Consider the following 18,544-nt stretch of genomic DNA (forward strand, 5'->3'; position numbering starts at 1 on the left):
AATAGTACGCCTAGGATCAACCGATTTGGGGTAGAAATCGCTACTTTTTTAGCCGCTGCAGGAGAGGGAGACACATGGATGTTATCGCGAAGTGGTGTTACCCGCGTCTCCTCATACAGACACTGAGATGCGCTGGCTTTTCTCACTCTGTCTTTTCCCTTAGACTAAACGCGTCATCGACCTGCAGTGAAAGACTGAATGAGACCCACCATCGCCCGAGTCGCGTTACCCGTACCACTAGATAAACAGTTTGACTATCAAATCCCTGGACACCTTTTTCCAGTGATTGGTGGGCGCGTGTCTGTGCCTTTTGGCCGTCAAACCTTAGTTGGTATCGTGACGGCCTTGGTGCAGCAGTCATCGCTGCCGATGGACAAAATCAAGCCGATTAAGCAGGTGCTCGACAGTCAACCTGTTTGGCCCGACTCGTTATATACCTTGTTGCACTGGTGCAGCCACTTTTACCAATATCCACTTGGCGACACCTTAGCCAATGCGATGCCCAGCGCCCTGCGTAAGGGAAAACCGGCCGACTTTACCGCCGTGGTGGAATGGCAACTGACGCCAACCGGACGCGATCAATTGATGCATGGGTTTGGCCGAGCGGTTAAGCAAGCCAAAGTGATGCAGATGCTGCAACACGGACCGACGTCACACCAACGTTTTATTGATGAAGAGGTCAGCACTAGTGTGCTGCGCGCGTTGACAGACAAAGGTTGGATTGAGTCGATTGAGCGCAAGCCTCATTTTGCTAAGTGGGGTGCTGACATTGAAGCCGATGTCGAGAAACCAAAGCTGAATGAAGAGCAAGCGATCGCCATCGCGACGGTCAACAGTTTCAGCGGTTTTGGCTGCTTTTTGCTCGAAGGGGTGACCGGTTCAGGTAAAACCGAGGTGTACCTCAACATGATTAAGCCAGTCCTCGAACGGGGTCAGCAGGCTTTGGTGTTGGTGCCGGAAATCGGCCTGACGCCGCAAACCATTAATCGCTTTCGAAAGCGTTTTAACGTGCCGATTGAGGTAGTCCATTCTGGATTGAATGACACCGAGCGCCTCAATGCCTGGTTGTGCGCGCGCGATAAAGTGGCCGGCATTGTGATTGGGACGCGATCTGCATTGCTGACGCCTTTTGCTGATCTGGGCATTATTATTGTCGATGAAGAGCACGATAGCTCTTACAAGCAGCAAGATAGCTTGCGCTACCATGCGCGCGATGTGGCGGTCATGCGCGCCAACAAAGAGCAGATCCCGATTGTGCTTGGTTCAGCAACGCCCGCGTTAGAAACGCTGCACAATGCGCTGTCTGGCAAATATCATCATCTGCATTTGTCTCGCCGAGCAGGCAGTGCGGTGCCCACCACCAATCAAGTGATTGACGTCAAAGGGCTCTATTTAGAGGGGGGCCTCTCTGCGCCACTGATCGCTCAAATGCGCAAGCACCTCAACGCAGGCAATCAGGTGATGCTGTTTTTAAATCGACGCGGCTTTTCCCCGGCTCTGATGTGTCACGAATGTGGCTGGATCGCGGAATGCAAGCGCTGCGACGCCTACTACACCTACCATCAGCACAGCAGCGAAATTCGCTGTCACCACTGTGGCTCTCAGCAGCCGACGATCCACCAGTGCCAAGGGTGTGGTTCCACTCAACTGGTCACTGTTGGGGTGGGAACCGAGCAGCTAGAGAAACAACTGCATACGCTCTTTCCAGAGCAGAAAACCATTCGTATTGACCGCGACAGCACGCGGCGCAAAGGCAGCCTAGAAGAGGCGTTAAGCGCCATTCGACGCGGTGAATATCAGATTCTGATCGGCACGCAAATGCTCGCCAAAGGGCACCATTTCCCGGATGTGACGCTGGTGGCGCTGTTGGATGTCGATGGCTCACTCTACAGCAGCGACTTTCGAGCCTCTGAGCGTTTAGCCCAGCTATTCATTCAGGTGGCAGGCCGAGCGGGGCGTGCCAGTAAACCCGGTGAAGTGTTGTTGCAAACCCACCACCCAGAGCACAGCCTATTGCAAGCACTGTTGAAAAAGAGTTATCGGGACTTCGCCGAGGTGGCCTTAGCAGAGCGAAAACTGGCGGCGTTGCCCCCGTATTCGTTTTTAACGCTGTTTCGTGCGGAGGCGAACCAATCTGAGCTGGTGGAAGAGTTCCTACGCCAAGTCCGCTTTACTTTAGAATCCCACCCTCTGTTTGATTCCGGCTGCATGGTGCTGGGCCCGACACCCGCCCCGCTTGCCAAACGTGCGGGTAAGTTCCGTTGGCAATTACTGCTGCAAACCGAGCAGCGCTCGTTAATGCAAAAGCTGCTAGCCAGTGCTAAGCCGGCTATCGAGTTGCTGCCGAGCGCGAAAAAGGTCCGTTGGTCGGTCGATATCGAGCCTCAAGACTTGAGCTAACACGCCGATTAGTTTAAATAGGGGCAGGGACGATAGGCGCTGTGAGCTGATTTCGTTCTTTTTCATTTATTTGTGATCTGGCTCTCTTTTATAGTTCGGGTTTTGTTAAATATCCCGTAACTTTCTGTTTCGAAATGAATAAACTAGTTGTTTGGAAAGGGATAGGCGAAGCGAACCTTGGCAAGAGCCAAACGATTGCTTTTCGCTGCCAATAAGAGTGGGCATCAGCCTACCATCATCATAAGCGGTGCAGGATTGACCCCGTCATCACCACACCAGACGCTATGATCAAGGCAACAAGGTTTAGGTGGCTAAAGCGCTACATCTTTAATTAAGAGGGTTAATAACTTATGGCGACAATGAAGGATGTTGCCCAGCTTGCGGGAGTGTCGACGGCGACGGTATCACGGGCGTTGATGAATCCCGAGAAAGTCTCTTCTGCGACGAGAAAACGCGTCGAAGAGGCGGTGCTTGAAGCTGGCTACTCACCCAACTCGCTGGCGCGCAATCTGCGTAGAAACGAATCAAAGACCATCATCGCGATCATCCCAGACATTTGCGATCCCTATTACACCGAAATCATTCGTGGCATTGAAGATGCGGCTATGGAGCACGGTTACATCGTATTGCTTGGGGACAGCGGCCAACAAAGAAAGCGTGAAAGCTCTTTTGTGAACTTGGTATTCACTAAGCAGGCCGATGGCATGCTGCTGCTCGGTACGGATTTACCGTTTGATGTTAGCAAGGCAGAACAAAAGAATCTGCCGCCGATGGTCATGGCGTGCGAATTTGCGCCTGAGTTAGAGTTGCCCACCGTGCATATTGATAACCTCACTTCCGCATTTGAAGCGGTCAACTACCTGACTCAGATGGGGCATCGCCGTGTCGCGCAGATTTCGGGGCCAGAGAGTGCTCTACTGTGTCAGTTCCGTCACCAGGGTTATCAACAAGCGTTGCGCCGCGCAGGCCTAACGATGAACGAACACTATTGCGCAGAAGGCAACTTCACATTTGAAGATGGTGCGAAGGCGATTCGTCAGTTGTTGGCCTTATCTGAGCCGCCGACAGCGGTTTTTTGTCACAATGATATGATGGCGATTGGCGCGATTCAGGAAGCGAAAAAGCTCGGACTTCGCGTGCCACAAGATCTATCGGTTGTGGGTTTTGATGACATTCAGTTTGCGCAATACTGCGATCCACCACTCACGACGATTTCTCAGCCGCGTTATGAAATCGGGCGTCAGGCGATGCTGATGATGCTTGAGATCCTCCGTGGCCACGACGTGCGTGCCGGCTCTCGACTGCTCGAAACAGAACTGGTGATTCGAGATAGCGCCGCGCCGCCGCGCGTCCTCTAGACGACTTGAACGGTCATTGAACCGCCGGTCGCCCTGGCTGCGCCACTTTGCGGCCAGTTTTGCTGAGCCGCTTCCAATTCCGGTCTGTCCTCACACACAAATCTGCTTTAACATAGCGAGCAGTTGTATTAAATGGTTTGATAATCAGTTGTGGCGAATAGAGATTACGTAAAGCGCGGCAGTAGCCGTAAGCCGACTAAAAAAGCCGCCCCGCGCCGCAAGAAACCGTGGCGCAGTGGTTTGTTGGCCATCGTCTTGGTCTCGGCGTTCGGTTATGGGTTGTATCTACTCAGTAGCGATCCTGAGCCGCCTGCGCCGGTGGTTCAATCCGCGAAGCCTACCCCGAAACCCAAAGTGAAAAGCAGCCAAACTCTCCCTCCTCCGCCAGAAGAGAAGTGGGACTATGTCGAGTCGTTGCCGAGTCGTGAAGTGGAAGTGACAGCCAAAGAGCTGGTGGTGTCTGAGATTCCCTACATCATGCAGTGCGGCGCGTATAAAACCGCGCAGCAAGCTGAAGCGCGTAAGCTGGATATTGCTTTCCAAGGCATCAACAGCAAAATTCGCAAAAAAGAAGACAGCAGTTGGTATCGTGTGGTGCTTGGCCCATACAAATTTAAGCGTGACGCAGAGCGTGATAAGCACAAGTTACAGCGCGCCAAAATCGAGCCTTGTGCGATTTGGAAAGAAGCACAATAAACGCCGACGTCTAATGCGTTCAAAGTAAAAACATCGCCCCGGCTTCTTGTCGGGGCGATGTCTTTTCTACCCTTGAATTCTGTTTTTCATAGCCTCATATAAAGACTAACATCCAAATGAATAAAGTATGAGGCCCCACCGTGACTACCATTGTATCCGTACGTCGTAACAACAAAGTCGTCATTGCTGGTGATGGACAAGTATCACTGGGTAACACAGTGATGAAAGGCAACGCACGTAAAGTTCGCCGTTTGTACAACAACAAGGTACTTGCGGGATTTGCCGGTGGTACTGCCGACGCGTTTACCTTGTTCGAACGTTTTGAAAGTAAGTTGCAAATGCACCAAGGTCATTTGACCAAAGCGGCGGTTGAGCTGGCCAAAGATTGGCGCAGTGACCGTGCGCTGCGCAAGCTTGAAGCTTTGTTGGCTGTTGCTGATGAGACAGCATCGTTGATCATTACCGGTAATGGTGATGTGGTGCAGCCAGAAAACGATTTGATCGCGATTGGTTCTGGGGGCAACTTTGCGCAAGCGGCAGCGACGGCGCTGCTCGAAAACACCGAACTCGACGCCCGTGACATCGCGGAAAAGTCGCTCAAAATTGCTGGTGATATCTGTGTGTTCACCAACCATCACCACACTATCGAAGAACTAGAAATCCCGCACAGCGCTGCGAAGTAAAAAGCAAGATAGTGGTCACTACATTTAAGGAATTCAATTATGTCTGAAATGACTCCTCGCGAAATCGTCCACGAACTGAATCGCCACATCATTGGCCAAGAAAACGCAAAACGCTCTGTGGCGATCGCGCTCCGTAACCGCTGGCGTCGTATGCAGCTAGAAGAAGGCTTGCGCAGCGAAGTAACACCGAAGAACATTCTGATGATAGGGCCAACGGGTGTGGGTAAAACTGAAATTGCCCGTCGCTTAGCCAAGTTAGCCAATGCGCCCTTCATCAAAGTTGAAGCCACAAAGTTCACGGAAGTGGGCTACGTGGGCAAAGAGGTGGAGACCATCATTCGTGATTTGACCGATGTCGCGGTCAAAATGACGCACCAACAGGCGATGGAGAAAGTGAAGTTCCGCGCCGAGGAGCAAGCCGAGGAGCGCATTCTTGATGCGCTATTGCCGCCAGCACGCGATGCTTGGGGCCAGAATGAGCAGCAAGACGAGAGTTCATCGAATACTCGTCAAGTGTTCCGCAAAAAACTCCGTGAAGGCAAACTTGACGATAAAGAGATTGAAATTGATGTCGCTGCGCCGCAAATGGGCGTCGAGATCATGGCGCCTCCTGGCATGGAGGAGATGACCAATCAGCTTCAAGGCATGTTCGCCAACTTAGCCGGTGATACTAAGAAGAAGCGTAAGCTGAAAATCAAAGATGCGTTCAAAGCGTTGACTGAAGAAGAAGCCGCGAAGCTGGTCAATCAAGAAGAGCTCAAAGAACAAGCGATCTTTAACGTCGAAAACAACGGCATCGTGTTTATCGATGAGATTGATAAAATCTGTAAGCGCGGCGAAAGCTCTGGTCCAGATGTATCTCGAGAAGGCGTACAGCGTGACTTACTGCCGTTGATTGAAGGCAGCACGGTCTCAACCAAACACGGTATGGTCAAAACCGATCATATTCTGTTTGTCGCATCGGGCGCATTCCAAGTGGCGAAGCCATCGGATCTGATCCCAGAGCTGCAAGGTCGTCTACCGATTCGTGTCGAGCTGGAGGCACTCTCTAGCCACGATTTCAAGCGCATCCTAACGGAGCCTAAAGCATCACTGACCGAGCAATACTGTGCGTTGATGAAAACCGAAGACGTTGACATTGAGTTCACCGAAGAGGGTATCACCCAGATTGCAGAAGCGGCATGGACGGTCAATGAAACCACCGAGAACATCGGTGCACGCCGTCTGCACACTGTGATGGAGCGCTTGATGGATGAAATCTCCTTTGAAGCGACCGACAAGGCAGGCTCTAAGCTGGTGATTGATGCGCAATACGTGAAAGCGCGCTTGGGTGAGTTTGTCGAAGACGAAGATCTCAGCCGCTTTATTCTGTAAGTGCGATAGACACTCACAAACGAGGCACAAGATAAACAAAGCCCGCTCAGTTGAGCGGGCTTTCTATTTTTAATAGACGGAGGCTTAGATCATAAAGATAAAAATCACCGCCAACGCTGAGATAAGGGCTGCGAAGAAGTAGCAGGCAATTTTGCCGACGACACCCGCGTGGATTTTAAGATCATGCATGCCGTGATGGACACGGTGCATGGCATGCCACATGGGTAGAGCCAGAGTGCCGATGATAAACAGCGCACCGATGATGCTGGTGGCAAACTCGGACACGCGCTCATAGCTCAATGCGTCTGCGCTGATGATGCCCAGCGGGGCCAGCACACCTAAGACCAAAATAGTCACAGGGGTGATCATCGCGAACCAAGTACCGCCAGCGCCAAATAGCCCCCACCATACTGGCTCATCACTGCGTTTAGGGGCTCTGTTAACGTTGAAATTTGAATTCATGATTACGGCTCCTTACACCACCACGAGGACGACGAGAGAGATAAACGCCACCGCTGCCCACTGAGTGAGAACGACGATCTTTTTATCAACGGGTTTGCCTTTTAAGCGAATCGGCATCACTTGCGGCATCATGCTAAAGAAGGTTTGGGCGTGCAGTAAACTGCCAGCCAACGCCACAATGTTGATGGCGATGACCACTGGGTTTGCCATAAAGCCAAGCCAGCTTTGCCACGCTTCTGGGCCTTTGACCAGCGAACCCAATCCGATGGTGAGGAACAGAGTAAACAGCACCAAAGGCAACACCGTTGCTTCACGCAACATGTAGAAGCGGTAAAACGGATGATCTTTCCACCAGGTGCGTTTCACTTCACGAACGTAAGGTTTACGGTTACTCATCCTTATGCCTCCTCTTTTGCAGGTGTGCCGTCAGGCTTTAACATAGCAATCACGAAGTCCATCGAGGATTCGACTTTGCCTTGGTTCACCGCCGCCGCAGGATCCACGCTCTTCGGACACACTTCTGAGCAGTAGCCGACGAAGGTACAGCCCCATGCGCCATTGTCACCGTTGATCAGCGCCATGCGCTCGGCTTTACCGTTGTCGCGGCTGTCGAGGTTATAACGATGTGCCAAGGTGAGGGCCGCAGGGCCAATGAACTCAGGGTTAAGACCAAACTGAGGGCAGGCGGCGTAGCACAAACCACAGTTGATGCAGCCAGCAAATTGCTTGTATTTGGCCATTTGCTCAGGCGTCTGTAGGTTAGTGCCGTCTTCGGGTTTGCGGTCGTTTCCTATGATGTAAGGCTTGATGGCTTCAAGACGCTCAATGAATGGCGTCATATCGACAATCAAATCTTTTTCGATAGGGAAGTTTGCCAATGGCTCGATTTTGACGCCATTTGGGTAGTCACGCAGAAAGCTCTTACATGCCAGTTTTGGCACACCATTGACCATGATGCCGCAAGAGCCACAAATCGCCATGCGGCAAGACCAGCGGTAAGAGAGCTCTTTGTCTAAGTTGTCTTTGACGTAACCAATCGCATCAAGGATGGACATGGTTTCATCAAACGGCACTTGGAAGGTTTCAAAGTGCGGTTCGTTGTCGGTTTCTGGGTCATAACGCAGAATGTCGACTTTTTGAATGCGGTTGGCTGACATTAGGCTTTCTCCTCTGCGTTTTTCTCGGCGGCTTCTTGTGCGGCGGCTTTTTCAGCGGCTTCACCGTAGAGGCGTGCTTTTGGCTGTGACTTGGTGATGGTGACATCACTGTAGTCGATGCTTGGCGCTGCATCCGCTTGATAGAAGGCGAGGGAGTGCTTAAGGAAGTTCACGTCATCGCGCTCTGTGCAGCCATCATCAAGACGCTGGTGGGCACCGCGAGACTCTGTACGCAAAATCGCCGAATGCACCATGGCTTCCGCCACTTCAAGGCCGTAACCCACTTCGATGGCGTAGAGCAGATCGGTGTTGAAGACCTTACCTTTGTCCTTGATGCCAATACGCTTGTAGCGCTGTTTGAGCTCGGTGATTTTATCTATGGTTGCTTGCATCAGATCTTCTTGACGATAGATGCCGCAGCCCGCTTCCATGGTATGGCCCATTTCCGTGCGAATATCCGCCCAGTTTTCGTCACCCTCTTGATTCATTAGGGCTTGAATACGGGCTTCCACCTCTTTGATTTGCGCGTCAATCGCGGCGTCATTCCAACCTTTGAACTCGGCGGCGCGCTGCACGGCTTGCTCGCCCGCCACACGTCCAAACACAACAAACTCAGCCAGGGAGTTTGAACCTAAGCGGTTTGCGCCATGCAGACCGACAGACGCACACTCACCGACCGCAAAGAGGCCTTTGATGCGTGTTTCACACTGGCCATTGGTTTCGATCCCGCCCATGGTGTAGTGAACCGTTGGACGAATTGGGATGGGCTCTTTAGCTGGGTCAACGTTAACGTAGGCTTTGGCCAGTTCACAGATGAACGGCAAGCGCTCTTGGAGGTACTCTTCACCTAGGTGGCGCAAATCAAGGTGGACCACATCACCGAGTGGGTGCTTGATGGTGTTGCCTTTTTGCTGCTCATGCCAGAACGCTTGGGATACTTTGTCGCGTGGCCCGAGTTCCATGTATTTGTTCTTCGGTTGACCCACCGGTGTCTCTGGTCCCATGCCGTAATCTTGCAGGTAGCGGTAACCGTTTTTATTGACGATGATCCCGCCTTCACCACGACAACCTTCGGTCATGAGGATACCGGTACCAGGTAGACCGGTTGGGTGGTATTGCACGAACTCCATATCACGCAGTGGCACACCATGACGATACGCCATCGCCATGCCATCGCCTGTCACGATACCGCCGTTGGTATTGCAGTGATAGACACGACCCGCACCGCCCGTGGCCAGTACCACAGACTTGGCTTTGATGGTGACCAGTTCCCCTTCCGACATATGAATGGCAATCAGACCTTGCACTTCACCGTCATCCACCAACAAGTCAACGACAAAATACTCATCAAAACGGTTGATGTTGTTGTATTTCATCGAGGTTTGGAACAGGGTGTGCAGCATGTGGAAGCCAGTTTTATCCGCTGCAAACCAGGTTCGCTCGACCTTCATACCGCCAAAGCGGCGCACGTTGACTTCGCCGTTTTCTTTCCGACTCCAAGGGCAACCCCATTGCTCCATCTGGATCATTTCGCGCGTGGCGTTTTCAACAAAGTACTCAACGACGTCCTGTTCACAAAGCCAGTCACCCCCACCCACGGTGTCGTTGAAGTGGTTGTCTAGGCTGTCTTCATCCTTGATAACTGCGGCTGAGCCACCTTCTGCAGCAACCGTGTGGGAACGCATAGGATAGACTTTTGAAATCAAAGCGATGTTTAAATCGGGATTTGCTTCAGCTGCTGCAATAGCAGTTCTCAGACCAGCGCCGCCGGCGCCGATGACTGCGATATCTGTGGTAATGGTTTGCACAGTTATCCTCCAGTGTGAAAGTGCGGATGATTCCGCTTGTTATTGTTGCTTTGGGAAGCCCCCAAAAGTGGTAGGGGTAGTGTAGAAGAGCCACTCTAGGGAAAAATTGATGTATTTAGGTTTTTGCTCCGGTAGTGCACATAAGAGCATAAAAAATCTAGGATATGTGATAGTTATCACGGCGACTGAGGGATGGGGATGAGTGGGCTATCAATGAGGCCGGCGATAACCTGCTTAACCCTTGTTGGGCTTTGTGATACGTTGCGCAGCAAATCACTTCAAGAGAATAGAGCTTTGAACTGGCAACCGACCACATCGATCGCAGCGCTGAAACAGCGTGCTCACGTATTACAAACCCTACGCCAATTTTTCGCTGACCGAGGCGTCATGGAGGTGGATACTCCGGCGATGAGTCAAGCGACGGTGACAGACATTCACTTGCACACCTTTCAAACTCAGTTTGTCGGTCCTGGCTATGCCGATGGGCAAGCGCTCTATTTAATGACCAGTCCTGAGTTTCACATGAAACGCTTATTGGCAGCGGGCAGTGGTTCGATTTATCAGATCAACAAGGCATTTCGTAACGAAGAGAGTGGCCGCTATCACAATCCGGAGTTCACCATGTTGGAGTGGTACCGGGTGGGTTTTGACCATCACCAACTGATGGATGAGATGGACGATTTGTTGCAGCAGGTCTTAAACGTGGCACCGGCCGAGCGAATGAGCTACCAAGACGCCTTCTTGCAAGTGCTTGGTGTGTGTCCGTTAAGCGCGAGCATGGAAGAGCTCAAAGTCGCCGCTGCCACCTTGGGGCTGGCGGATATTGCTCAGCCAGAGCAAGACAGAGATACGCTGTTGCAACTGCTATTTAGTGTCGGTGTGGAAGCCAAGATTGGTCAAACTCGTCCTGCTTTTGTGTACGACTTCCCAGCGACGCAAGCGGCGCTCGCGAAAATTAATCCGACCGATGAACGGGTTGCGGATCGTTTTGAAGTCTATTTTCGCGGCATAGAGCTCGCTAACGGATTCCACGAATTGGATAACCCCAAGGAGCAACAAGCGCGTTTTGAGCAAGACAACCAGAAACGCCAGCAGATGGGCTTGCCGGTTCAGCCGATGGACGGCCATTTAATCGCAGCGCTAGAGGCGGGTTTGCCTGAGTGTGCAGGGGTGGCGCTAGGGGTGGATCGTTTGATCATGCTAGCATTGGGCTTTGAGCATATCGAACAGGTTATCGCCTTCCCCGTGACGCGCGCATAAGGCAAGGGTCGCAATGTGGCGTGGCGATGAAGAGGCGTCTTTGTCGAGAAATGTGCAACAGATTCTTATTCTGAGCGCTTTTGACTCGCGCCGTCCCATCATCCTCGTTATACTCCCAAGCTGAATTTTAGTCGGGGGCTGTCCATCCGTTGTACAGTTCCAAAATCGAAGAGCACAGGACATGCAAGAGTACATCGCATTTTTTCAACAGAACATGATTCTCTCTTTGGTATGGGCGGGTCTATTGGTTGCCCTTATCATGAACATCGTGAAATCCACTACCGCGGCCTACAAAGAGATCACGGCAGCACAAACGACTCAATTAATGAACCGTGAAAACGGTGTGGTGGTTGATATCCGCTCAAAAGATGAGTTCCGCAAAGGCCACATCACGGATGCAGTTCACATTTTGCCATCAGACATCAAAGCGGGCAGCTTTGGCGCTCTTGAAAACCACAAATCCGACCCAATCATCGTAGTATGCAAAACAGGTCAGACGGCGCAAGAAAGCGCGAATCTTCTAGCAAAAGCGGGCTTTGAGAACGTGAATCTTCTCAAAAACGGTTTGATTGCTTGGAGTGAAGCGAACCTACCTCTGGTTAAAGGCAAAAAGTAATTCATTGAGCGCTGATTGAAAAATCGACGTTTATTCAAGAGAGATGTGAACAGAGCCACGATTTAACGTGGAAATCGAGTCAGCGTCATATCTCTCGGTTAGTCTCTTGGCAGACTATTTTCTATGAAAGGATTTGAACCATGGCTGAAGCAGCACCGCAACAAGAAGCTCAAAACTTCGCAATTCAACGTATCTTCCTAAAAGACGTATCATTTGAAGCACCGAACTCACCAACTATGTTCCAAAAAGAGTGGAACCCAGATGTTAAGCTGGATCTAGACACGCAAAGCCGTGAGCTAGGTGAAGGTGTTTACGAAGTCGTGCTTCGTCTTACGGTGACAGTGAAGAACGCAGACGACACTGCATTCCTTTGTGAAGTTCAGCAAGGTGGTATCTTCACGGCTGAGAAAATGGAAGCGGGTCAATTGGCGCACTGCCTAGGCGCATTCTGCCCGAACATCCTTTTCCCTTACGCGCGTGAAACCATCTCAAGCTTGGTTGTGAAAGGCACGTTCCCACAATTGAACCTAGCGCCAGTGAACTTTGATGCGCTGTTCATGAATTACCTTCAGCAACAAGCTCAGCAAGGTGAGGGTGAAGCTCAGGCGTAATCTTCGCTCTGACGCAACCTTAGCGAAATGCACAGAGCATCTCATCACGATGCGCTGTGCATTTTTTGTTTGAGAATCTTGTGTTCAGCGGTTGGCAAAACGAACGCTGACCACTAGATTCTAGTCACGCAGCAGGACAACTAGGCGGAACCATGACAGACACACAATCCCAAAATGCGTATGGTCGTTCAATCTCTATGACCGTACTCGGCGCAGGCTCATACGGCACGTCGCTGGCCATTTCGTTGGCACGTAACGGTGCCAATGTGGTGCTATGGGGGCACGAGCCTGAGCACATGGCGCGTCTTGAAGCCGCACGCGCCAACGAAGAATTTTTACCCGGCATCGCTTTTCCAGACAGCTTGATCATTGAGACGGACTTAGAAAAAGCCGTCAGTGCCAGTCGAGATCTCCTTGTGGTGGTGCCAAGCCACGTATTTGGTCTGGTGTTGAACAGTGTTAAACCCTATTTGCGCTCAGACACTCGCATTTGCTGGGCGACCAAAGGGCTGGAGCCTGAAACCGGTCGATTACTGAAAGATGTCGCCCACGATGTGATTGGCGATCAATACTCCCTAGCCGTGCTCTCCGGGCCGACTTTTGCGAAAGAGCTCGCGATGGGGATGCCGACGGCGATTTCTGTGGCTTCGCCAGATGCCGAGTTTGTGAAAGATCTGCAAGAGAAAATTCATTGCAGCAAAACCTTCCGAGTCTATGCCAACAGTGACTTTATCGGTATGCAGCTTGGCGGCGCGGTGAAAAATGTCATCGCGATTGGCGCAGGCATGTCCGACGGTATCGGTTTTGGTGCCAATGCGCGGACCGCGCTGATTACCCGTGGCTTAGCAGAGATGAGCCGATTGGGCGCGGCGCTCGGTGCGCAAGCCGAGACCTTTATGGGCATGGCGGGTTTAGGCGATCTGGTGTTGACCTGTACGGACAACCAATCGCGCAATCGCCGTTTTGGATTGGCACTGGGTCAAGGTAAGGATGTGGACACGGCGCAGCAAGAGATTGGCCAAGTGGTTGAGGGCTATCGCAACACCAAAGAGGTGTTCCTACTTGCTGAGCGTGTCGGTGTCGAGATGCCGATTGTTGACCAAATTTATCAAGTATTGTATCAAGGGAAGGACGCACGCTTAGCCGCGCAAGATTTGCTGGCGCGTGATAAGAAAGCCGAAGCATAAGCGTCATGAGGTGACTCATAAGGCGCGCACCTTACTCATGTAAGGCCAGGGAGAATTAGGGACGAGCAAGTAACATGAAACATTGTGAGAAACAGAAAGTCTGGCAGACCATTGTTCGAGAAGCGCGTGAGCTCTCTGAGCAAGAGCCGATGCTCGCCAGCTTCTATCATGCGACCATCATTAAGCATGACAGTTTAGCGGCGGCGCTGAGCTACATTTTGGCCAACAAACTCAATACGGCTTCAATGCCTGCCATGGCGGTGCGAGAGGTGGTTGAGGAAGCATTTAACTCCGATCCCAATATTACTGCCGCGGCGGCCTGTGACATCTGTGCGACGGTCAACCGTGACCCTGCAGTCTCTATGTACTCCATGCCACTGCTGTACTTAAAGGGTTATCACGCCCTGCAAGGCTACCGCGTTGCCAACTGGCTTTGGAAGCAAGGGCGCATGGCGCTCGCCACCTATTTGCAAAACCAAATCTCTGTTGCGTGTCAGGTCGATATTCACCCAGCAGCGAGAATCGGTCGCGGCATCATGCTCGACCATGCGACCGGTATCGTCATTGGTGAGACAGCGGTGGTCGAAGATGATGTCTCCATTTTGCAAGACGTCACCTTGGGTGGTACCGGTAAAGAGTGCGGCGATCGTCACCCGAAAATTCGTGAAGGTGTGATGATTGGCGCTGGGGCGAAAATTTTGGGTAATATCGAAGTGGGAGAAGGGGCGAAGATTGGTTCGTGTTCCGTTGTCCTTCAGCCTGTGCCGCCACACACAACGGTTGCTGGTGTGCCAGCCAAAATTGTCGGTCGACCGAAAACCGATAAGCCCTCTTTGGATATGGACCAACAGTTCAATGGTAAGTCACAAAGCTTCATTGGTGGCGATGGGATCTAAGTCGTGAGCGCTTTGATGCTATGTTTACCACGAGGCTATGTTTGCCACGATACTATGTTTACCACGATGTTATGTTTACCACTTAGCCGAGAAAAGAAAAAAGTCAGCATCACGCTGACTTTTTGTCTCTTTCAACCTAATACGGTTAGGTCAGGGCTATTACGCCATATCGTTCAACTCAGCGAGCACTTCTTCTGCCCAATCAATCCAAGTTTGACGAATCAGAAGATTACGACGCAGCGTGAGACGCTCTAGACGTTGCTGCTTGTCTAGGGTCGCAGGCGTTGAGTAGTAACCGCTCTCGATTTCTTGGTAGTGAGCGACTAGCTTGCGTGACTCATCGATAAGCTCAGCGAGCTGAGTGCGAAACGGTGCAGAGGGTTGGATAGCACACGCCATCAACTTTGCACAGAACTCATCACGTACGGTAGGGTGCGCGGTCGGTTGATCAAACCACTCACCCAGTGCAGTACGGCCGGCATCGGTAATGGAGTAAACTTTACGATCGGGTTTGCCTTCTTGAGGCTCGAGAACACAGGTCACAAGATTGTTTTGCGCCATCTTGTTCAGTTCGCGGTAGACTTGCTGGTGGCTTGCTTTCCAAAAGTAGCCGATAGTGGCAGAAAATTCTTTGGTAATATCGTAGCCCGTCGCATCACGAGTGCTCAGGACCGTTAAAATAACGTGTGGTAATGACATGTCTTCAATCCAAATGGTCAATAAACTTCAAAATACAACCGCTTAATCTTGTGTGTGCTTCTTTGGCACGAATTCTTTTGTCAAGCGGCGCCAACAATGTGTTGGCCATGTCACCTTAAAAAGCCATCTATCACCTAGGTCGATATACTATCGATACGCAAGCTAGTGTTGTTATAGTCACTTGCGATGGCTGAGTAGTATATCTAAATAATAAGCATAAAGTAGAATAGAAGGACAATGTTGTCTAAAAAACTGATAAAAGACTCAGTAGATTTTTACCTGTGGTTTTTTATTCTTAATATTGAGTTATTTTGTCCTGATTTGGAAATATTATGCCTGAAAAATTGTATTTTTGGTATTCCATACAATAATTGGCGCAGTGTTGTGGCTCATCTTCCTCGTTAGTATTTGTTTTATAATAAAAAAGGCCGATAGATGACTATCGGCCTTTTAGGTTTAATGGGGCGGTGAGCGCCCAAATTTTGTGCGCTAGGCTTAGCCGGTGTTACGCATACCTGCCGCAATGCCTGCGATGGTGAGCATTAAGGCTTCTTCAAGCTCTTCCGATGGCTCGTCAGTTTGACGCGTACGATAGAGCAGCTCTGCTTGCAGCATGTTCAATGGCTCAACATAGATATTGCGCAGGCGAATGGACTCTTGTCCCCACGGGTCGCTCTGCATCAAGTTCTCGTTGTTTTCGACATTCAGTACGGTTTTGATGTCTTTTTGTAGCTGTGCACGTAGGCGATCGCCGAGAGGCAGCAGCTCAGGATCTGCTAGGCGTTCATCGTAGTAGCGAGAAATGTCGATATTACACTTGCTGTAGACCATTTCGAGCATTCCGAGACGGGTTGAGAAGAATGGCCATTCACGACACATCTCTTCTAGTAGCGCTTGGTGCCCTTTGTCGACGGAGTATTGAATTGCTTCACCTGCGCCTAGCCATGCTGGTAGTACGAGACGGTTTTGGCTCCAAGAGAAAATCCAAGGAATCGCACGTAGGCTCTCTACACCGCCGTTCGGGTTACGCTTAGCTGGGCGAGAGCCCAGTGGTAGTTTACCAAGCTCCAGCTCTGGCGTTGCTTGACGGAAGTAAGGCACGAAGTCTGGCTCGCCGCGTACAATGCCACGATAGGCTTCACAGCTCACTTCAGACAGCACATTCATCAGATCGCGCCACTCTTGTTTCGGCTCTGGTGGTGGCAGCAGGTTTGCCTCGAGAATTGCACTCGCGTAGAGGTTGAAACTGTTGACCGCCACTTCAGGTAAACCGAGTTTAAAGCGAATCATCTCACCTTGCTCTGTTACGCGTAGGCCGCCTTTCAAGCTCTTTGGTGGCTGAGACAGCAGCGCTGCATGTGCAGGTGCACCGCCACGGCCAATCGTGCCGCCGCGACCGTGGAAGAGGGTCAACTCTACGCCCTCCTCTTCCGCCACTTTGACCAAGGACTCCATTGCGTGGTACTGGGCCCAACCGGCCGACATGACGCCGGCGTCTTTGGCGGAATCCGAGTAGCCGATCATCACCATTTGGTGGTTTTGAATGAATCCGCGGTACAAGTCGATGCTCATCAGCTGTTTGATGACCGCTTCGGCGTTATTGAGGTCGTCGAGCGTTTCAAACAGCGGGCAAACATCCATACGGTACGGACAGCCCGACTCTTGCAGCAGCAAGTGCACCGCGAGAACATCAGAGGCGGTACGTGCCATAGAGATCACGTATGCGCCAAATGCTTCGCGAGGCTGAGCGGCAATGATCTTACAGGTGTCGAGTACCTCTTTGACAGGTTCAGAGGGTTCCCAATCGCGTGGCAGAAGTGGGCGCTTGGACGCCAGCTCATTGGTCAGGAACGCAATCTTATCTTGCTCGCTCCATTGGTCGTAATCGCCAATGCCCAGGTAGCGCGTCAGCTCTGACAGGACATCCGAATGACGGGTGCTCTCTTGACGAATATCCAAACGTACCAAGTGCACGCCGAAGGCTTTGATGCGGCGTAAGGTGTCGAGCAGTGAACCATCTGCAATCTTGCCCATGCCACACTCATGCAATGACTGGTAGCAAGCGTAGAGGGGATCCCACAGCTGTGCGATGCGTTGCAGTGGCGCTTTGACTGCCAGTTTCTGACCATGGATCTTAGCATCAAGGATGTCTTTGGTGTCGGTCAGCAGTTCACGCAGCTCTTTGAGCACGGCACGGTAAGGTTCATGCTCATCCTCTCCAGCGAGTGCTCTCACCGCGTCGTTGCAGCGCGTCATGGACAATTCACTGACCAACTCGTTGACATCGCTGAGATAGAGATCCGCGGCTTTCCAGCGAGAAAGCAACATGACTTCACGGGTGATGGTGTGGGTGACAAACGGGTTGCCGTCGCGATCGCCGCCCATCCAAGATGAAAAATGAACAGGGCGAGCATCGATAGGCAGCCCTTCACCAAGGTAATCGGTGAGTTTGTCGTCAAGCTCACGCAAGAAGTCAGGCACGGCTTCCCACAGTGAGTTTTCAACCACAGCAAAGCCCCATTTCGCTTCATCGAGCGGAGTTGGGCGCTGCTTACGAATGGTGTCAGAATGCCAGCTCTGGGCAATCAGCTGCTCAAGGCGGCGTTCGGTCTTTTGGCGCTCTTTGGCGGACAGATCGCCAAGCTCAAGCTTGGACAAGCATTTGTTGATTTTAACCAGCTTGTTGATCATGGTGCGGCGGGTGATTTCCGTCGGGTGCGCCGTGAGCACCAATTCGATGTTCAGATCGCGCACAGCCTGAGCGGTGTCTAGTTTGCTGATCTCGTTATTGCTCAGTTTGGCAAACAAGCTGTTGATGGCGTCCGGCTCACACACGTGCTCATCACAATGGCGTGAAATCGTATGGTACTGCTCCGCCATGTTGGTGAGGTTGAGGAACTGGTTGAACGCGTGCGCAACGGGAGTTAACTGCTCGTTTGGCAGGTTTTTGATCTCTTCAATCAAGCTCTCGCGGTCTTCTTTGTTGCCTGCGAGGGCAGATTTAGAAAGCTTACGAATTGTTTCTACTTTATCGAGCAGTGCTTCACCATGAGCATCCTTAATGGTGTTGCCGAGCAAGTGCCCGAGCATGCTTACGTTGCTTCGAAGAGCAGAGTATTTCTCATTCATTGTCGTCCTGCCTTGTAAAAAAATTACATCCATTGTTCTTTTGATAAGCCAACAATCTAGCGAAAAATGTCGCTTAGAGTCAATTATCACATGCAAAGTTTGCAAATATTATGCAATCGATATCAATGGGCAAAAAGCATCCAACCCCAGAGAAAATGGGTGAAATTTTATTACATTTGAAGTGGCTAACGACGAAAGATTGCTCTGC

The 18,544-nt window shown here is 51.3% G+C and carries 16 protein-coding genes; 10 read left to right on the top strand and 6 right to left on the bottom strand.

The features are described 5' to 3' along the window. The first annotated feature begins 198 nt into the window (after nucleotides 1-198). From priA to hslU, 5 genes are all read left to right on the top strand, one after another. Nucleotides 199-2,400: a primosomal protein N' gene (priA, locus tag AC6R0R_RS13415; RefSeq protein ID WP_487902567.1), complete on the top strand. Its 2,202-nt coding sequence runs from the start codon at nucleotides 199-201 to the stop codon at nucleotides 2,398-2,400. Nucleotides 2,401-2,750: 350 nt separating this feature from the next. Then, nucleotides 2,751-3,758, top strand: coding sequence for a DNA-binding transcriptional regulator CytR (cytR, locus tag AC6R0R_RS13420; RefSeq protein ID WP_500627047.1), 1,008 nt, complete (start codon nucleotides 2,751-2,753; stop codon nucleotides 3,756-3,758). 150 nt (nucleotides 3,759-3,908) lie between these two features. Further along, nucleotides 3,909-4,454 (top strand): SPOR domain-containing protein, encoded by a 546-nt coding sequence (locus AC6R0R_RS13425; protein WP_500627048.1) that lies wholly within the window; start codon nucleotides 3,909-3,911, stop codon nucleotides 4,452-4,454. Between the two features lie 140 nt (nucleotides 4,455-4,594). Further along, nucleotides 4,595-5,137, top strand: coding sequence for an ATP-dependent protease subunit HslV (hslV, locus tag AC6R0R_RS13430; protein ID WP_487902569.1), 543 nt, complete (start codon nucleotides 4,595-4,597; stop codon nucleotides 5,135-5,137). Between the two features lie 39 nt (nucleotides 5,138-5,176). After that, nucleotides 5,177-6,511, top strand: coding sequence for an ATP-dependent protease ATPase subunit HslU (gene hslU, locus AC6R0R_RS13435; RefSeq protein WP_334555675.1), 1,335 nt, complete (start codon nucleotides 5,177-5,179; stop codon nucleotides 6,509-6,511). An 84-nt stretch (nucleotides 6,512-6,595) separates the two neighbouring features. Here the strand turns inward: hslU and frdD are convergent, their stop codons facing one another. From frdD to frdA, 4 genes are read right to left on the bottom strand one after another with little or no spacing between them, the layout of a single operon-like run. Then, complete coding sequence (gene frdD / locus AC6R0R_RS13440; protein ID WP_334555674.1) at nucleotides 6,596-6,973, bottom strand: fumarate reductase subunit FrdD; 378 nt, start codon at nucleotides 6,971-6,973, stop codon at nucleotides 6,596-6,598. Between the two features lie 12 nt (nucleotides 6,974-6,985). Next, nucleotides 6,986-7,369 carry a fumarate reductase subunit FrdC gene (gene frdC, locus AC6R0R_RS13445; protein WP_487902571.1) on the bottom strand — a complete coding sequence of 128 codons (384 nt, stop codon included), beginning with the start codon at nucleotides 7,367-7,369 and terminating at the stop codon, nucleotides 6,986-6,988. Between the two features lie 2 nt (nucleotides 7,370-7,371). Next, nucleotides 7,372-8,130 carry a succinate dehydrogenase/fumarate reductase iron-sulfur subunit gene (locus AC6R0R_RS13450; protein ID WP_334555672.1) on the bottom strand — a complete coding sequence of 253 codons (759 nt, stop codon included), beginning with the start codon at nucleotides 8,128-8,130 and terminating at the stop codon, nucleotides 7,372-7,374. Beyond that, nucleotides 8,130-9,938, bottom strand: coding sequence for a fumarate reductase (quinol) flavoprotein subunit (gene frdA / locus AC6R0R_RS13455; RefSeq protein WP_500627049.1), 1,809 nt, complete (start codon nucleotides 9,936-9,938; stop codon nucleotides 8,130-8,132). The genes AC6R0R_RS13450 and frdA overlap by 1 nt, the downstream gene beginning before the upstream one ends. Nucleotides 9,939-10,151: 213 nt before the next feature. Here frdA and epmA point away from each other — a divergent pair, with 213 nt between their 5' ends. The 5 genes from epmA to cysE all read left to right on the top strand — a co-directional run bounded on the left by epmA (nucleotide 10,152) and on the right by cysE (nucleotide 14,508). Then, the gene (epmA, locus tag AC6R0R_RS13460; RefSeq protein WP_500627060.1) at nucleotides 10,152-11,198 is read left to right on the top strand and encodes an elongation factor P--(R)-beta-lysine ligase; all 1,047 of its coding nucleotides are present in this window, start codon (nucleotides 10,152-10,154) and stop codon (nucleotides 11,196-11,198) included. Between the two features lie 181 nt (nucleotides 11,199-11,379). Then, complete coding sequence (locus AC6R0R_RS13465; RefSeq protein ID WP_334555668.1) at nucleotides 11,380-11,814, top strand: rhodanese-like domain-containing protein; 435 nt, start codon at nucleotides 11,380-11,382, stop codon at nucleotides 11,812-11,814. Between the two features lie 140 nt (nucleotides 11,815-11,954). Beyond that, on the top strand, nucleotides 11,955-12,425 hold the full coding sequence (secB, locus tag AC6R0R_RS13470) for a protein-export chaperone SecB (protein ID WP_334555667.1): 471 nt from the start codon (nucleotides 11,955-11,957) through the stop codon (nucleotides 12,423-12,425). A gap of 152 nt (nucleotides 12,426-12,577) precedes the next feature. Continuing rightward, complete coding sequence (gene gpsA, locus AC6R0R_RS13475) at nucleotides 12,578-13,612, top strand: NAD(P)H-dependent glycerol-3-phosphate dehydrogenase (RefSeq protein ID WP_487902573.1); 1,035 nt, start codon at nucleotides 12,578-12,580, stop codon at nucleotides 13,610-13,612. A gap of 74 nt (nucleotides 13,613-13,686) precedes the next feature. Beyond that, a complete protein-coding gene (gene cysE, locus AC6R0R_RS13480) occupies nucleotides 13,687-14,508 on the top strand; it encodes a serine O-acetyltransferase (protein ID WP_487902574.1) in 822 nt (273 codons plus the stop codon). Nucleotides 14,509-14,667: 159 nt separating this feature from the next. Here cysE and AC6R0R_RS13485 read toward each other — a convergent pair whose 3' ends face one another. Together AC6R0R_RS13485 and ppc are read right to left on the bottom strand one after the other, a co-directional pair. After that, complete coding sequence (locus AC6R0R_RS13485; protein ID WP_334555664.1) at nucleotides 14,668-15,207, bottom strand: PadR family transcriptional regulator; 540 nt, start codon at nucleotides 15,205-15,207, stop codon at nucleotides 14,668-14,670. 495 nt (nucleotides 15,208-15,702) lie between these two features. Then, nucleotides 15,703-18,336 carry a phosphoenolpyruvate carboxylase gene (ppc, locus tag AC6R0R_RS13490; RefSeq protein WP_334555663.1) on the bottom strand — a complete coding sequence of 878 codons (2,634 nt, stop codon included), beginning with the start codon at nucleotides 18,334-18,336 and terminating at the stop codon, nucleotides 15,703-15,705. Between the last annotated feature and the right edge of the window lie 208 nt (nucleotides 18,337-18,544).

This window comes from Vibrio sp. R12-SW3-ISO1 (assembly GCF_059834005.1).

Coding starts and splice junctions, on each gene's coding strand:
- ppc (WP_334555663.1), bottom strand. CDS start 18,336: ATGAATGAGAAATACTCTGCTCTTCGAAGCAACGTAAGCATGCTCGGG.
- cytR (WP_500627047.1), top strand. CDS start 2,751: ATGGCGACAATGAAGGATGTTGCCCAGCTTGCGGGAGTGTCGACGGCG.
- gpsA (WP_487902573.1), top strand. CDS start 12,578: ATGACAGACACACAATCCCAAAATGCGTATGGTCGTTCAATCTCTATG.
- AC6R0R_RS13450 (WP_334555672.1), bottom strand. CDS start 8,130: ATGTCAGCCAACCGCATTCAAAAAGTCGACATTCTGCGTTATGACCCA.
- secB (WP_334555667.1), top strand. CDS start 11,955: ATGGCTGAAGCAGCACCGCAACAAGAAGCTCAAAACTTCGCAATTCAA.
- frdD (WP_334555674.1), bottom strand. CDS start 6,973: ATGAATTCAAATTTCAACGTTAACAGAGCCCCTAAACGCAGTGATGAG.
- cysE (WP_487902574.1), top strand. CDS start 13,687: ATGAAACATTGTGAGAAACAGAAAGTCTGGCAGACCATTGTTCGAGAA.
- priA (WP_487902567.1), top strand. CDS start 199: ATGAGACCCACCATCGCCCGAGTCGCGTTACCCGTACCACTAGATAAA.
- AC6R0R_RS13485 (WP_334555664.1), bottom strand. CDS start 15,207: ATGTCATTACCACACGTTATTTTAACGGTCCTGAGCACTCGTGATGCG.
- AC6R0R_RS13465 (WP_334555668.1), top strand. CDS start 11,380: ATGCAAGAGTACATCGCATTTTTTCAACAGAACATGATTCTCTCTTTG.
- frdC (WP_487902571.1), bottom strand. CDS start 7,369: ATGAGTAACCGTAAACCTTACGTTCGTGAAGTGAAACGCACCTGGTGG.
- hslU (WP_334555675.1), top strand. CDS start 5,177: ATGTCTGAAATGACTCCTCGCGAAATCGTCCACGAACTGAATCGCCAC.
- epmA (WP_500627060.1), top strand. CDS start 10,152: ATGAGGCCGGCGATAACCTGCTTAACCCTTGTTGGGCTTTGTGATACG.